Raw genomic sequence first — 15,964 nt, forward strand, 5'->3', positions numbered from 1 at the left:
GACGCAGGGGATGATGATTTATGAATCGTTTCTTCCTACCGCAATTGATACCATACACTCTGAGCTATATCTTATTGCCGTTCATCAAACATACAAATCATAACTATATTTCCACTTCCCGGAACCCTTCCGGTCTGAGCACTGTGATTCGATCAAATCCACACTCCACTGCAAGTCTCAGTGCCTGGTCAAATGCAAAGCCAATCGTATCTGCATGATGGCTGTCCGAGCTGATCATAATTCGCCCGCCCATGCTTTTCAGTTCCCTGAGCAAAAAAGCAGACGGGTAGGGTTCTGTGCGATAACCACGCGAAATTGCTCCGGTGTTGATCTCAAACGGAATCTCTGCCTCATTGAGTCGGCGCAGTGCGACAAGTGCCGGTTCTCGATACTCATCTCTTGTCACATCAAAATGGCGATTATTTTCATTGAACTTTGTCAACAAATCAAAATGTCCGATCCAGTCGCAATCCATTCTGTCAATAATCGTTGCTTCCAGCTCAAAATAATCCCGGACAAATGCATACCAGTCGCCATTCCAAAGTGTTCTTACCGCATCGACGAGCTTCTCTTCCGTGTCATCCACAGACACATAAACTCCGTTTTTGCAGACACAATGCGTAGAACCAATCGCATACTCCGCTTTCTGCACAGGGCCAAGGCAATCAAGCTCTATCCCCGCATAAATCCGTATCCGATCTGCATATTCCTCTCGAAGTTTCCGAATCTCATTCAGATAAGCATTCAGTTTCTCCTCCGACATTCCAAACCCAGGTTCTGCAAACGAAAAATCTGCATGACCCGAAAATCCGAGATCCGTAAATCCCATCCGACACGCCGACTCAATCATCTCTCTCGGCGTACTCTTTCCGTCACAATAAGTTGTATGTGTATGATAATCAGCCAGAAGTTTCATTCTCTTTCCCCCACATATTTCGTGTAATTCTCTGTTGTTTTTAATTTTTGATACCGCAAAGGGTGTCTTCATTCGCAGACACCCTTTACAATAAAACTTATTTTTTAATTTTGCAAACTTTTTATTCGTTGAACAGAATCAGCTTCTGTGCCTGATTCTGCGCATCGCTCCAGATCAGCACACGGCTTCCGTCCACCACATCAATCAGCTTCACGATCTGTCTCGTCAGATAAGGCTGAATCGGACAATACGCTGCAATCTGGTACGTCGTTCCTGCATCACTCACAAGTGTCCAGCTCTCATCCTTGTTCTCTTCCATGGACTTTACCTTCACATACTCCGGTGCCTTTGCATCAGCAGGAACCTTGCAGACAATAAATTCTGCATTTGTCTGCGGTGGCAGGCTCATCGTCATAGCCGGTCCGATATAGGCATAAATCGTATCGCCCACCTTGATCTCTGACAGGTCCATCGGAAGTCCCTGCTCTCCGTCCACAATCGTAGTCGTATCTGAGCTGACCGTCAAAACAACCTCTCCCGCATAAGAATTTCCTGACTGATTGTCCATCGTGATCTGTCCGTTCTCCACACTCAGAACCGGACCGGAAATGCAGAAATTCTCCTCAGAAACATCACCCTCTGACTCAGAAGTTCCAGAAACCTCGGAAGGTGCCATTGCCGTTGTTCCCGATGCGTGCTCCGGCTTCACAGCTTCATTTACAGTCACTTCACTCGTCTTTGATTCCGTCTCAACTACCGCGTTTTCCTTTGTTGAAGACTGTTTGGAACATCCCGTTACTGCCACTGCAAACGTCAATGCACACCCAATTGCCATTAATTTCATCTTATTTTTTTTCATAGAATTCCTCCGTCTATTCTCACTTTCAACTGCAACTTTAATTTGTATGTTTCAAGTTCTAAATTGCTCTTTTATTTTTTGACACCTTTCATACATTGTACAGCTCACATTTTTTATAAACATTATTTTCTATGCTCTGTACTCGCAGTATATCAAAAAGCCCGAAGAAATACTATTGAAAAAACAAAACATTTCTCTTACAAATTTATGTAGAAGATGATTTATAATTTTAGTCGGCTCTGCTGACATATTCCAGTCAGAATCATTGCTCTTCTAAGTTACACCAGCGGGCGACGCAGACGAAAAAGTCAATGCAAACCTACTCCATATATCCACCCTTCATCGGTGACACGGCATGCTGGGAATACAGCTTCAAAATTCCGTTCTGATAACGCGGTGCTTTCGGCTTCCACGCCTTCTTTCTCTCCTCAAGAATTGCCGTAATCTCCTCCGGCGGAAGCTCTTTTCCATTCACTCCGATAATCTCAAGGACACGCGCCGGAACATCAATATGAATCAAATCATTCTCCTCCACAAGCGCAATCGGTCCGCCACTTGCCGCCTCCGGGCTTACATGCCCGATAACCGGACCTCTCGATGCACCCGAGAAACGCCCATCCGTAATCAGTGCCACGCTCGATGCAAGCTCCGGATCCGAGCAGATCGCCTCTCCGGTATAAAACATCTCCGGCATTCCGCTTCCCTTCGGTCCTTCATATCGAATAAAGATTGCATCTCCCGGCTCTACCTGCTTTTTGAGAACGGCATCAATGCACGCCTCCTCACTGTCAAACGGTCGCGCGCGCAAAACTGCCTGAAACATCTCTTTCGGGCAGGCCGTATGTTTGATCACACATCCCTCCGGTGCAAGATTTCCGCGCAGAATCGCAATGCTTCCATCGGTTCCCTTTGCATCATCGAAATTGTGGATGATCTCGGTTCGGGAAATCTCACGCCCAAGTTCCTTGCTCTTCTCTCTCAGAATTTCCTCACAGTGCTCATAGAATCCGTTCTTTTTCAAATCGTCCAGATTTTCTCCGAGCGTCTTTCCAGTTACTGTCATCACATCGAGATGAAGCATTCCGCGAATCTCCTCCATCACGCGCGGAACACCTCCCGCATAGTAAAAATACTGTGCCGGCCAGTCTCCGGACGGACGGATATTTAAGAGATAATGCGCTCCTCGGTGCATCCGGTCAAACGTATCCGCATCGATCTCAATACCAAATTCGTGTGCGATTGCCGGAATGTGCATCGTCGCATTCGTGGAACCGGAAATCGCTGCGTGAACCATGATCGCATTCTCAAAGCTCTCCTTCGTCACAATGTCTTTCGCACGAATTCCCTGGCGGACAAGATTCATCAGCTGTTTTCCCGCATCATAAGATGCCTGGCGCAGTTCCGGAGCTGTTGCCGGCATCAGAGCCGTTCCCGGAAGCATCAGACCAAGAGCCTCCGCCATAACCTGCATCGTCGATGCCGTTCCCATAAAGGAGCAGGCACCACAGCTCGGGCAGGCATTCTCCTTGTAGTAATCAAGCTGTTCGACCGGAATCTCCCCGCGCTTTTCCTGCGCATCAAACTTTCCGATCTGCTCAAGCGTCAAGAGTTCATTGATTGCGCAAGCCGGATCATTCTCGACATATTTAGGAGTAATTTTGTGTGCCTCCATCACGCCTCCGGTCACAACAATCGCACTCATCTCCTTGAGTTTTCCGATTCCCATCAGCATTGCCGGCATCGACTTATCACAGCTTGCAATAAACACTCCTCCGTCAAATCCGATCGAATTTCCATGAATCTCAACCATGTTCGCAATCATATCACGGCTTGCCAGAGAATAATTGATTCCGTCATGTCCCTGAGAAATTCCATCACAGATATCTGTTGCGTAATAGCGCGCTGCCTTTCCGTCTGCATCCTTCACACCACTGACTGCCTGCTCTACAAACTGGTTGAGATGGGCACTTCCCGGATGGCTGTCTCCAAACGTGCTCTCCACAAGAATCTGCGGTTTCGAGAGATCCTCCCTCGTCCATCCCATTCCAATTTTCAACGGGTCATTTTCCGGTGCCAGTTTCCGAATTGTCTGACTATACAGTTCCATATGATCCTCCTCCATACATTTGCATCGCTGTTATTGATGATTTTCTTAATAATTCATCAGATGTTTTGATGCTTTTATCGTATCATACTGGAATCTTTTTTTCAATACGTCAGATGTATTTTTCTGTCATTTTATCATTTTTTTGACCACAATTTCTGCACTCTCACTCCGATTTATCTCCCTGTGAACGACTCAGTTATTGAATAGCCGAGGATTCTCGCCTAGATGCCCTAACTCATCAGTCTCTGTCAGTCATTAGACGACTGCTCTTTCTGCATGCTCTTCTGGATCATTCTCCGGTTAAATGTCATATGCATCACCATCGCACTCCTCGCCCCGACCGGATCATGCAGTGCAATCGCATCCACAACCGCCTGATGCGTCAAAATCGTCTCCTCCTTCAACTGCTGGTGCGTCACATCCACAAACATCAGCACCGCCGAATCGATGATCGGAACGAGCTGGCGAATCACGCGGTTTCCGGAACACTCTGCGACACAGCGGTGAAATGCAATATCCTCCTCGATATAATCCTCCCCCGCACGGATTTTCTTTTCCACACTCTCACAGATTTTTTGAAGTGCCTCAATCTGCTCTTTCGTTGCATGGATGGCGGCCTGCTCCGCAATTCCGGGTTCTAAAATCAAGCGCGCCTCCGCCAGATCAAGCGCCAGCGCCATCTTGTCCTTCTCTCCGCCGAGTCCAAGCGGGTCCTGATCTGCCGGTGTCGTGCTCGTCACATAGGTTCCCGATCCCTGACGCACCGAGAGAATCCCTCTTGAGATCAGCAATTTTACCGCCTCGCGCACCGTACTTCTCCCGACCCCAAATTTTTCTGCCAACTCAAACTCATTCGGAATTTTCTCCCCGATCGCAAACGGTTTTTCCAAAATATATTCATAAATCTGTTGCTGAACCTGCTCTGCTAAATGGCTGTTCTTCAACTTTGATTTTACTGATTTTGATGCCCTTGATTTCGCATTTTCCGTATTTGATTCTATTTTCTCTGATTTCATAAATAAATCCCTTCAAATCCTTTCGTTTCATCATTCCTCATATGGCTGTAATATAAATTTTTCACTTCAGAAAATCCCTACCACCTAGACTGTAATCACTATATCATTATTTATCCGAAAAATCCACGAAAACGCTTGACCTAAAGTATACTTTAAGTGCTATACTTTTACTGATAAAATCAGTCAATTATGAGACTTTTTCAAGTCAGAGTCAAGAAGAAAAGAAAGAGGACTATTCACATGGCAAAATCAAAAGTTTATTTCACAGACTTCCACACCATCGCATTTGGAGACGGTCTTCCGACCAAATTAAAGAAACTGATCAAAAAAGCCGGCATCGGTGACATCGATATGAACGGCAAATTTGTTGCAATCAAAATGCATTTCGGTGAGCTCGGAAATATCAGCTATCTGCGTCCGAACTACGCAAAGGCAGTTGCTGACGTCGTAAAGGAATTCGGCGGAAAGCCATTCTTAACCGACTGTAACACGATGTATCCGGGTAGCCGTAAGAATGCACTTGAGCATCTCGAGTGCGCCTGGGAGAACGGCTTTACCCCGCTCACAGTCGGATGTCCGGTTATCATCGGTGATGGCTTAAAGGGAACCGATGACATTGATGTTCCGGTTGTCGGCGGTGAGTATGTAAAATCTGCAAAGATCGGACGCGCTGTCATGGATGCCGATGTCTTCATCAGCCTGACCCACTTCAAAGGTCATGAGATGACCGGTTTCGGCGGAGCAATCAAGAACATCGGTATGGGCTGTGGCTCCCGCGCCGGAAAGACCGAACAGCATTGCAGTGGCAAACCGCACATCGACGAAGCACTCTGCCGTGGATGTAGCCGTTGTCAGAGAGAATGTGCAAACGGTGGTCTCGTATTTGACAAAGAAACCCGCAAGATGCACGTCAACCAGGACAACTGCGTCGGCTGTGGTCGCTGTCTCGGAGCATGTAACTTCGATGCAATCAGCTTTGACAACAACAATGCAAATGAGCTCTTAAACTGCCGTATGGCAGAGTACACCAAGGCAGTTGTCGACGGTCGCCCAAACTTCCACATTTCCCTGATCGTAGATGTTTCTCCGAACTGCGACTGTCACGGTGAGAACGATGTTCCGATTCTGCCGAATATCGGTATGTTCGCTTCATTCGATCCGCTTGCCCTCGATCAGGCTTGCGTGGATGCCTGCATGAAAGCATCTCCGATGCCGGGAAGCCAGCTCGACCGCCATATGTCCGAGCCTCATTTCCATGATCATCACGATCCGTTCCGCAACTCCACGCCGGAGTCTGAGTGGCGTTCCTGCCTTGAGCATGCAGAGAAGATCGGTCTTGGAAGCCGTGATTACGAGCTGATCGATTGCCGTCAGGGACACTAAATAAAAACCAGTCAAAAAACGAAACAGCCGTAAAAAACGGTTATATACAAAAACAGCTGTGATTCAGCAGGGGAGTCATCTCCCCACTGTCTCACAGCTGTTTGTATATCCGTTATAGTAAATCACACGATGACTCTTTACGAACATTAATTGAATACCGTATGGTACAACGTATCGCATATAAAAATTTAATCTTCCTCGTCTTTTTCTTTCTTCGGAAGAATCTCAATCTTCACCCGCTCTACGCGTCTGCGATCCATCTCAAGCACCGTCACCTTCAAATCCTCGCCAGTGACCACATCTCCCTCTTTTGGAATCTCTCCTGACAGATCCATCACCCATCCGCTGACGGTCTGGGCATCACTGTCCGTCTCGCGTCCGATCAGATCCATGAACTTGTCAAGATTTACATCACCGCGGACAATGTATTCATGATCGGAAATCTTCTCGATCTCCTGAATGACTTCATCATGCTCATCCCAGATCTCTCCGACAAGCTCCTCGAGAATATCCTCAAGCGTCACAATTCCCGCCGTTCCACCAAACTCATCGGCAATCACAGCGATGTGCATTTTCTGTTGCTGAAGCTCTTTTAACAGAGAACCAATCTTCTTGCTCTCTGAAACAAAGAGCGCCGGACGGATGATATCTGCGAGTTTTCCTCCCTTGTGATAAACCTTTGAATAGAAATCTTTCTGGTAAATAATTCCGACAATGCAGTCAATATTTTCCCGGTAAACCGGAAGGCGGGAGAACATCGTCTCCGCAAACACCTGATCAATCTCCGTCAGCTCTGCATCCTCCGGCACACCGATCACATCGACACGCGGAGTTCCGATATCCATGACATCGCGCTCCGTAAACTCGACTGCATTTCGGATCAGGCGTCCCTCCTGCTCGTCAATTCCACCGTCCTCCTTCGCTTCCTCGACGAACGTCAGCAGTTCTTCCTCTGTGATTCCATGATCGTTCTCCATCTGGAATAACTTTGCAAGCAGTTTTTTCCACTGTGCAAACAGAAAGTTTAACGGGGTCAGAATCTTTGTCAGAATGTTCATAAACGGCGCAGAAAACATTGCAAACTGTTCCGGCACTTCCTTTGCAACGCTCTTCGGCGTTACCTCACCGAATACCAGAACCACGATTGTCATAATCACCGTGGAAACGCTTGCGCCGTTCTCCTCACCGAGAATCCGCACACACATCAACGTCGCCAGTGATGTTCCCAAAATATTTACAATGTTGTTTCCGATCAGCATCGAGGACAGCATATTGTCAAAATTATCCTCGAGCTTCATCACCAGCTCCGCTCTCTTGTTTCCTTTATCTGCCATATTTTTGATCCGAATTCGGTTCAACGAAGAAAATGCTGTCTCCGTTGCCGAAAAATAGGCAGACATCACCAGGCAGACAAGAATCACTGCCAACTGTACACTGTTACTACTCATCATATTCTCTCCTTTAGTTCCATCTCTGTTTCCGTTTTTTCTACTCGATACCTTTTTACATCTTTTGTGTCGTCTGACACGCACAAAAGGCACAGCCTGCCCTCCCCTTAGAGAACAGACTATGCCTCTTCTATCTCACAACGCATCATAAACATATGGTTTTCATCACTGTCACTCTGGTTGTCACTATCGTCCATCTGATAAAAAATCCTTTCTTGTACACGAATATCCATGAAACAGATCTCATTATAAAAAAAATCTCATTTTCTGTCAATAGTCTCATCACAGATCATTTTCCCTTGGCCGCTCTTGCCACGACAACAACTCTCCCGTTTTTTGCGTGGTAACTGCAAGTAGAAAGCATCAAAATCTGGTCTCCGTACTCGGGCACGATCCCCGTGTCATAACAGGCATATTCACGAACCTCCCGAATCAAATTTTGAAACTGCTCCTGATTCAGATTTCCCGCATAGCGATAATAGGGGAAATTCTCCCCCTGACCACCTGCGTTCGCATCTGCATCTGCTCCCGTCGCTGTTTCCTGTTCAAAAACCGTTTCAGGCTCTGAAACCGTTGTCCGAAACACGGCAAAGGCTTCATACGAGCACAAATTCTCCGGCATATAAAAATGAATCCAGCGATGAGTTTCCCAGTACTCTTTTTTTTCATAACACTTAAGCGAACCAAACATCGTTCCATTTCTCATATTATGCCCGTAGATCAACAGACAGTCACTCTCCGTCCCGCACCCTTCTGCAACAAACAGACTTCCGCCTGTCGAAGATTTTCCAAAAAAATCTTTTCGCAGATATTTTTGAGGGTCTCCCGGATCATTCATAACCGGAAGATCAACCATCGTTCCCGGAATCCAGAGCCATCCTGCAAAATCCGAATTCAGTCTGCTCAGTTTTGCGTAATCGCGGGTTTCATGATCCTTTTCCTGTTCAGGAAAATTTTCTTCCTGCAAATTTTGATCTGGCATTTTCCGCTCGGAACTTCCCTTTTCTTGTCCTTCCTCAAAATCATCCTGTGGCGAAGGCCAGGACTGCGTAACCGATCCTGTATCCTGCCGTGTCAATTCGGCAAGCTGTGCAATCGTGTCTGCCTCTCTGACTGCCTGCATCCGGGTTCGCCCCCACTCAACAGAAGAAATCAGAAATACGACTGCACAGATCAAAATCCCAATTTGTCCTCCCGCATGTTCCCGTTCTTTCATTTTTTTCATGTTTTTCATGTTATTTCATTTCTGTTCTCTCATCAATCGCTCTCGTCAATCCCGTTTTCTCTGATTTTCTCTCATTTTTATGTCTTCTCATCGTCATCCACGTTCATGCCAGACGGCTTCCATTTTCCTCTGCCTTCCGTCTCTTCTTTCCGACAAAAGTTCCGATTACAAGTCCCGTTCCAACCACTCCGGAAGCTCCTGCAAGCAAGGTCCAGAACCATTCATGGGTGAGATCTCCCGTCTTCGGCAAAGTAAACGGCTGAGGAAGAACTGCTTCCTGCTCCGGAAACAGAATATCCGGAAAAGTCTCCGTCGGCTCGCCCGTCGTTGTCTCCGACGTACTCGTCGAACCTGAACTTCCTGATGACGAAGATCCACCTCCGGATGAGGAACTACCTCCAGAATGACCACCGCCCCCTGACGACCGTGAATAGCGATTTGCAAACAGAATACTCTCCGCCTTCGCCCCAGGTTCCGTCTGCCCGTCCCCTGCACGCTTCTCAACGGAAAGTCCACTCTCCAATTTGCCATCCGCTCCATTTAAGATATGCACAGTCACCAGATAAGCACTTCTGTCCAGGGTAAAATTGGATCGATCCTGTGTTGTCTGCGTAACCTGATACACATAATCCCCCGGCACTGAATACGCAATCCGCTCAAAGGTTACATTTTCCCCGACATTTGCCGTCAGTACAAATTGATCGACATCCCCCGCACTCTCCGGCATCGGCGCATCTGACTGTTTCCTTGCAAGCTCAATCTGGTATGTCATTCCTGACGGCGCATTTCCTGATGTCTGCACCTGTACGGGAATGGATACCCAGATAAGGTCAGACGATGCAAATGCCATTGCCGGAAGTGCCACAATCCCGACCACCACTGCCAGAAACACAGCAATTCCCGTCATCACGACAGACTGTATCGACAACCATTTTCTTTTTATCTGATCCATATTTCCCGCTCCTCCTTCCGTTTTATTCCAACTTTCCAAACAGCACGACGCGTCCATCCGTCTGTGCGTCCACACAGGTTGACATTCCCACAATCTTATCTGAATCACTCACACCGATCTCCCGGTAAACGGATGCACGATCCCGAAGTTCCTCAAGCAGATTTTCATTCTGATATTCCGGTCCCGGATGATAGACAAGAGGATCATAGGCATTCGTCTCAAGACAGGCAAAGAGGACAACGCGAAACCTCTTCTCCGGCAAAACCAACTCTCCCTCCGGATGTTCATCAAAATACTCCGAGTCAAGAAATTCCATCACATCTCCAAACATTCCTCCATTGTCCATGTGATGACCATAAATCAAGTTATAGGGGTCTGAGAAATCCGGGCTGTTCATACACGACAGAAAAATCGATCCCGTCAGGGCAAATTCCCCGAACACGTTCTTATTGATGTACGTCATATCATCCTCCCCCTGCACAACCGGATAGTCGATATGTGTTCCCTCAATCGTCAGCCACCCCCGCGTATCCGGATTCAGCTTTGCCAGTTCGTCCAGACTGTACGTCCCTCCACTTCCATCCGTACCCGGCTTATACTGCAAAATCCGTCCTTTTGAAAATGCTTCCTGACTGAGCTGGAAGTTCTCCCAGAGCGACCAGCCACCGAAAAAAAGCATCATCAGAATCAAAATGCCCGCCAGAATCCGAAAAAATCTGTTTCCCGTCCGCGCCACATGACCTGCCAGTTCCACTCTGGGATCCCTCCTTTCTCACCCAAAATTTTACAAGTTATGGGGTTACAAAATTCACCTTACACACACATTACCAGCGACGTAAGGCGAGAAAGCTCCTGCAAACCCGTGTGAAGCGTCAGTGCTTAGACCGTGTATTTTACGGTCTTATGCACTGCTACGCTGAACCCGGAGCGAGAGCGCGTTTGCAGGACTTTCTCTCGCCGTCGGAGCTTTTTATTTACTCCTCTCTCTTCTTGCGGAAGAACACACCACCGAGTGCTCCCGCCGCTCCGAGCATCAACGCATACGGTCCAAACTCCATCGCAATACCGGTCGGCGAAGTGATCGTCTTGTCATTCGTGTAAACAACCGTGTCATCCCCGGTATCTGTCTTACCGGTTGCAGTCAGACCATCTGAAGAATCTGCACCCGCGATCGTTGTCTGATATCCATCGGATGCATAACTTGCCTCGACGATCGTGTAGACATCATTTGCGGAAAGTCCATAGACCTCTATCGACTCGCCATGCTTGAGGGATACCGTCACGGCATCTGCTCCACTTGTGAGCACGAGTGTGCTTCCATCCGCAAGCGTGTAGTTTGTCGCATACTTCTCATTCTCCTGTCCGTTCACCTGAATTGTGAACTCAAACTCCTTGTCGCGATTGCCCTGATTACCGGTTACCTCCTTCATCAGCGTCAGCTTATGTACACCATCGTAATCATTTCGGAACATCAGATCATCCGACTTCGTCTCTCCATTATCCTTCGTCGCCTTCACAGCAGACACGATATAGCCGGTGTAGTCGGAATTATTCTCCACATAGACATAGACATCATAAACACTGTCATCATAGGTGATTCCCTCATACCGGTCTGCCACAGCTTCCGGAATAACCTCTTTCACCTGATAATGATAAATGCCCGGAGTCGTAAACTTCGTCGCATCCACCAAAATCGCTCCTGTCTTACTGTACTCCGCGAGCACACCCTCATTTCCCGGTGTGAAATCAAAGGAATTATTCGGGTCTAACGTCAAACCTCCGCTGATACCGGCATAGACTACCTCATCCTTGAATGTTCCTGCATCTCCCTCGGTAAGTTCAAACGAGAATGAGGTCGCCGGTGAGTACGTCTTTCCATCCGTCGGAACCTTCTTGATCAGATTCACGGACTCAATCGGTGCCACCTCTGCAAACGCCGGAAGCGCTCCAATAGAAGACAGCGCCACTGCCGTCATCGTTACCACCACTGCCTTCTTTCCCATTCTTCTTCGTCTCATAGATAATCCTCTCTTTCCAACACATTTTTTATATCTCAAAATCCGGTTCTTCTAAGCAAAATCAACACCTTTCCGAGAATTTCGCTCTTTTCCACCGGACCAAAATACCGGCTGTCCTCTGCACCGATTCGGAAATCTCCAAGCACAAAATACTGACCGTCTCCGAGTATTACGGGGTAATCGAGATGGTCTCCATCTCGGAGCGTATCGTAAAAAATATCCGTCTCCACAATCAGATTTCCATTTACCTTGAGACATGCGTCCTCCGTTACCTCCACCTGATCTCCACTCTTTGCCACAACTCTTCCTACATAGCGTTTTCCATCCTTTCTGAGCACCACCACATCCTGAGTTCGCAACTGTTTTTCCAGACGATAATAGAACAACAGATCTCCGGCGCTGATCCGCGGTGACATCGCATTATCGTGCACGCGGTAAACCCCAAATACCACACCGAACATCACAATCAACGTAAGCGCCATAACTGCCAGATTCCGAAAAAACATCACAATTTCTTCTCTCTGCCAATTTCTCTCCTCCCGGTCTCTCTTCTCTGTCGTTTTCCTCATTTTCACTTCCCCATCTTCATTTTCCTCTGAACTTTTCACGCTTTCCTTAAACTTCTCACGCCTTTTTTGCACTTTTCCCACGTTTTCCCAAATAAACTTTTTACGTTGCACTTTCACAACTCTATTTTCTTCTCTTTCCTGTTGAAAAACATCCCTCACACCAGATCCAGACAGAGCCAAACAAGAGTCCCATCATCGCGAGCAGACCAGAAAGTTTCTGTCCCGGAATTCCTGTCGGAGACGTGATCTCCCGGTTATTTGTGAATGTTACCCGGATATCTCCCGCTCCACTTCCAATCACAAACCGGATCGTCTTTCCGGAATTCAGAATCTGCGTATCCGAAACATTTCCACTCACCGTCGGCGTCGTCTCATATCCGCTCGCACCTCCCGTCTCTGTGATCGTCACAACATCACCCTCGCGAAGTTCTGTGAGCACACGGGATCTTGTCTCATCTGAAGAAGCGTGATCCTTATCCTGAAGCGGAAATTCCAGCTGTCTGATCGGGCTTCCCGCTCTTGACACCTCCGCACGGAAAAAGAACTCTTCTCTCTTTCCGCCCATGTTTCCGCTCACCTGCTTTTCCACCGTGACCTGTGTCGAATAGATCACATAGGTGTTCGCAAATTCTGCAATCGTCTCACTCTGGTCATGAACCTCAACAGTTGTACTTGTTCCGTTTTCTCCATTGACCGTACTCGTCGGACCCTGATATTTTTCCGAGAGCAGCTCTTTTACCGTCTCCGACACATTTTCAGATATCTCATATGTTCCGGTACCTACATTCTGAAACGTTCTCGTCGCTGAATAACTTCCGTCTCCATTTGCGATAAATCCGGAAAGCTCCGCTGTCAGAGTCTCCTTACTGCCCTCCTTCTTTGCCGTCACAGTCACCCGATAATTCTGCGCATCCTCTGCGTCAAGACCGAACACAGTCTTTTTAAGTGTCAAATGTCCGCGATCCGGTTTTGCCGGCGGAAGCTCCGTGCTGAACCACACGTTGTCGATCAGATTTCCCTGCGTCGCTCCACCCACGGCATTGACTGCAACAAAGAAAAATCGCGTCAGATACTGACCTGCCGGAACCTGATACTCGCCGGAATACGTTTTCCAGTCCGCCGGTCCATCTGTGATATCCGCACTCGTGAGTCCATCTGCAATCTGGAAATATTCCGGGTGCTCCGCCCAAAGTGTCTCCATTGCGCTCTGACTCGTGATATTAGAAGCGATCGCCTCCGGCGCCGACATGATCACGACGCGCATCGTATCAGCTCCCTCTTTACCGACAGGGGGAAATTCTCTGCCGACATGGGAAAGTTGCCAGTGAAGCTCCGATCCCGGAACCGTCAGGACATCCTGATATAGAGAACCATATGCCTCACAGTTGAGCTCGGCAGCCCTCTCTCCCTCTATATATTGCTCAAAATGATAGGCTCCACTCGGATTGTCCCCCGTGATCTCGATTTTTCCATCTGATCCCGTCGTCCTCCACACAAGTCCGCTCGTTCCATTTGGAAGCTGCACAAAAGAAGATTTCTTATATTGAATCCACCTTGTCACAGAAGGGTTCTCAAATCCACCGTTTTGAATCTGCATATAATACGGTTCCGTGTAGGAGGAGGAAACCTTTTTATTGTTTTCGTCCCCCTCAAGCCACGCCTCTACTCGGTATGTATACTGCTTGTTCCGGTAATCCGAGTCTTCCGTCCGTCTCGTATAAATATCCAGGGCAACATTAAGTCTTCCGTCATCTGAAACGTTGTAGGAATCTCCGCTGACCTTAACGCGCTCTATTGCCTCCCAGTCTCCGTCAGAAGTCTGACGGTACCACTGAAGAAAAAGTCTTCCCGATCCCCCCTGGGTCAGCTCTGAGCCATTGATCAGCGGAATCAGAGTTCCGCTATTTGTAATGTCATCTCGAATCGAAATCGATCGAATCGATGAGAGCTCCGTCCGGAATGTCACCGTGTAGGTCGAAAAACTGTCTGTCTTAAACTCAAGCGGTTCACCCTCCACATTCATCCGGCGCACCTCCATCTCCTCGCCGTTTTCAAGCAAATGCTGAACCGCAAGCGACTCGGGATCTGCATCCTCCGGAAGTGCCCCGTCCTTGAGTTCAATATGTACCTCCACAACTCCGTCCGGCTCAATCTCCTCCCCCTGTTCATCAAGAAATCCGATGTCAAATGCCATCATCCCGTCATATGCAATCTCCTGCTGATCAAGAGCTTCTTTCGCTCTCTGGTATTCCTGATATTCTTCGCCATCCTGTCCTTCATCCCCGCTTATCTGCGTGACTTCAAGACTCGCATGATCCGGCAAGCTTCCCTGCTCTGCCCACGCACGCACAACCGCAATTTCTGTCTCCGACTCATAAAAGTCTGCATCGGAATCGGAAGCAAGATCTTTTAACTGCTCAAGCTCAAGATCCTCTGCCGTTGTCACAAATCCTCTTCCTGCCCTGCGGTCTGCCAAAACCATCTCCAGCCACTGACCCTTCAAGGTCTGGCGCTCGATATTTGAGGACGTCGCAACTACACCGGAACGTGTACTGGAAGTACCATCCGCATTTGAGGTTGTCCCAGATTCCACTTTCATCCCCTCTGTTGCCATCGTCTCAAACTCATCGGAATCGGAGTTTGTCGCACTGCCAAATGCATCCGATCCGGTCGACCATTCCTCATCCGCCCCTCTCTTCACCCAGCTCTTCGGACCAATCGAGGCAATTCCGGTCGAATATCTTCCAAGATTTAAGCTGACGCGCTGTGTCACATCCGTCTGATTCGTGAAAAGAAACATCAGAGTCTCATCCCCCTGAAACTCATAGAGCTCCTGCTGAGTTTTCACAGAATGAATATTCAAATTTTCTCGAAGATCTTTTCTTGAATCCCCGCTTAAATCGCGATCATTTTCCAAATCATCCTCTAAATCATTCTCAAGGTTGATTCGATCATCCAGCCGGACAAACACATGAAGCCCGACCTTTTCTTTCCTGTTTTTCTTTGTAAAGTCCTCCGGAAGCGCAACCTCATACAGGTTCTCTCCCTCCCCATCCTCCCCGTAGAGAATGTTCTGGTACTCTCCGGCATATGCCCCTCTCCACTTCCGATCATCCGGATTCAGGGACTTCTGAGACTTCACGGTCTGCTGAATGCATGCGTAAAGCTGCTTTGGGTCAAGTTCGAGTTCCGTCACACCGCTATTTCCCGATGATGCCACCACTGCCAGGTGAAACAGTCCACTTCCCATCGCAAGCGTCACACACAAAAGTACCGCACAGAATCTTTTTCCGCGCATTTTCAGAACATGAACGATCCTGGATACCTCTTGCTTGAAATGTGTATCCATTGCCTTCCCCCCTTTCTTGAATCCCTTCCCGGGACACGCTCTAATGGAAAGATATGAAAGGGGGCAAAAAAATATGAAAAAAAGAATACCGTTTTCGGAACAATCCGTAAACAGTATTCTTT

The 15,964-nt window shown here is 47.9% G+C and carries 12 protein-coding genes; 1 reads left to right on the plus strand and 11 read right to left on the minus strand.

The annotated features are described in order from the left end of the window. Positions 1 to 103 precede the first annotated feature (103 nt). From AC4EVX_RS04995 to AC4EVX_RS05010, 4 genes are all read right to left on the minus strand, one after another. On the minus strand, positions 104 to 916 hold the full coding sequence (locus tag AC4EVX_RS04995) for a histidinol-phosphatase (protein WP_490159700.1): 813 nt from the start codon (positions 914 to 916) through the stop codon (positions 104 to 106). Positions 917 to 1,037: 121 nt separating this feature from the next. Further along, positions 1,038 to 1,775 (minus strand): hypothetical protein, encoded by a 738-nt coding sequence (locus AC4EVX_RS05000; protein ID WP_490159701.1) that lies wholly within the window; start codon positions 1,773 to 1,775, stop codon positions 1,038 to 1,040. Positions 1,776 to 2,094: 319 nt separating this feature from the next. Then, positions 2,095 to 3,882: a dihydroxy-acid dehydratase gene (gene ilvD / locus AC4EVX_RS05005; protein WP_490159702.1), complete on the minus strand. Its 1,788-nt coding sequence runs from the start codon at positions 3,880 to 3,882 to the stop codon at positions 2,095 to 2,097. Between the two features lie 248 nt (positions 3,883 to 4,130). Beyond that, complete coding sequence (locus AC4EVX_RS05010; RefSeq protein ID WP_490159703.1) at positions 4,131 to 4,898, minus strand: FadR/GntR family transcriptional regulator; 768 nt, start codon at positions 4,896 to 4,898, stop codon at positions 4,131 to 4,133. Positions 4,899 to 5,138: 240 nt separating this feature from the next. Here AC4EVX_RS05010 and AC4EVX_RS05015 point away from each other — a divergent pair, with 240 nt between their 5' ends. Continuing rightward, the gene (locus AC4EVX_RS05015) at positions 5,139 to 6,281 is read left to right on the plus strand and encodes a DUF362 domain-containing protein (RefSeq protein ID WP_177978301.1); all 1,143 of its coding nucleotides are present in this window, start codon (positions 5,139 to 5,141) and stop codon (positions 6,279 to 6,281) included. Between the two features lie 188 nt (positions 6,282 to 6,469). On the opposite strand, the gene AC4EVX_RS05020 is transcribed toward AC4EVX_RS05015, so the two are convergent. The 7 genes from AC4EVX_RS05020 to AC4EVX_RS05050 all read right to left on the minus strand — a co-directional run bounded on the left by AC4EVX_RS05020 (position 6,470) and on the right by AC4EVX_RS05050 (position 15,842). Next, complete coding sequence (locus AC4EVX_RS05020; RefSeq protein ID WP_177978300.1) at positions 6,470 to 7,729, minus strand: CNNM domain-containing protein; 1,260 nt, start codon at positions 7,727 to 7,729, stop codon at positions 6,470 to 6,472. 289 nt (positions 7,730 to 8,018) lie between these two features. Continuing rightward, positions 8,019 to 8,945, minus strand: coding sequence for a sortase domain-containing protein (locus AC4EVX_RS05025; protein ID WP_177978299.1), 927 nt, complete (start codon positions 8,943 to 8,945; stop codon positions 8,019 to 8,021). A 112-nt stretch (positions 8,946 to 9,057) separates the two neighbouring features. Beyond that, positions 9,058 to 9,906: a Spy0128 family protein gene (locus AC4EVX_RS05030; protein ID WP_177978298.1), complete on the minus strand. Its 849-nt coding sequence runs from the start codon at positions 9,904 to 9,906 to the stop codon at positions 9,058 to 9,060. A gap of 22 nt (positions 9,907 to 9,928) precedes the next feature. Next, positions 9,929 to 10,660, minus strand: coding sequence for a class B sortase (srtB, locus tag AC4EVX_RS05035; RefSeq protein WP_490159704.1), 732 nt, complete (start codon positions 10,658 to 10,660; stop codon positions 9,929 to 9,931). 220 nt (positions 10,661 to 10,880) lie between these two features. After that, positions 10,881 to 11,924: a DUF7601 domain-containing protein gene (locus AC4EVX_RS05040; protein ID WP_490159705.1), complete on the minus strand. Its 1,044-nt coding sequence runs from the start codon at positions 11,922 to 11,924 to the stop codon at positions 10,881 to 10,883. 35 nt (positions 11,925 to 11,959) lie between these two features. Beyond that, complete coding sequence (gene lepB, locus AC4EVX_RS05045; RefSeq protein ID WP_308451420.1) at positions 11,960 to 12,493, minus strand: signal peptidase I; 534 nt, start codon at positions 12,491 to 12,493, stop codon at positions 11,960 to 11,962. 121 nt (positions 12,494 to 12,614) lie between these two features. Then, entirely contained in the window at positions 12,615 to 15,842 is a 3,228-nt protein-coding gene (locus AC4EVX_RS05050) for a hypothetical protein (protein WP_490159706.1), read from the minus strand. Positions 15,843 to 15,964: the final 122 nt, after the last annotated feature.

It is taken from the genome of Brotaphodocola sp., assembly GCF_983179755.1.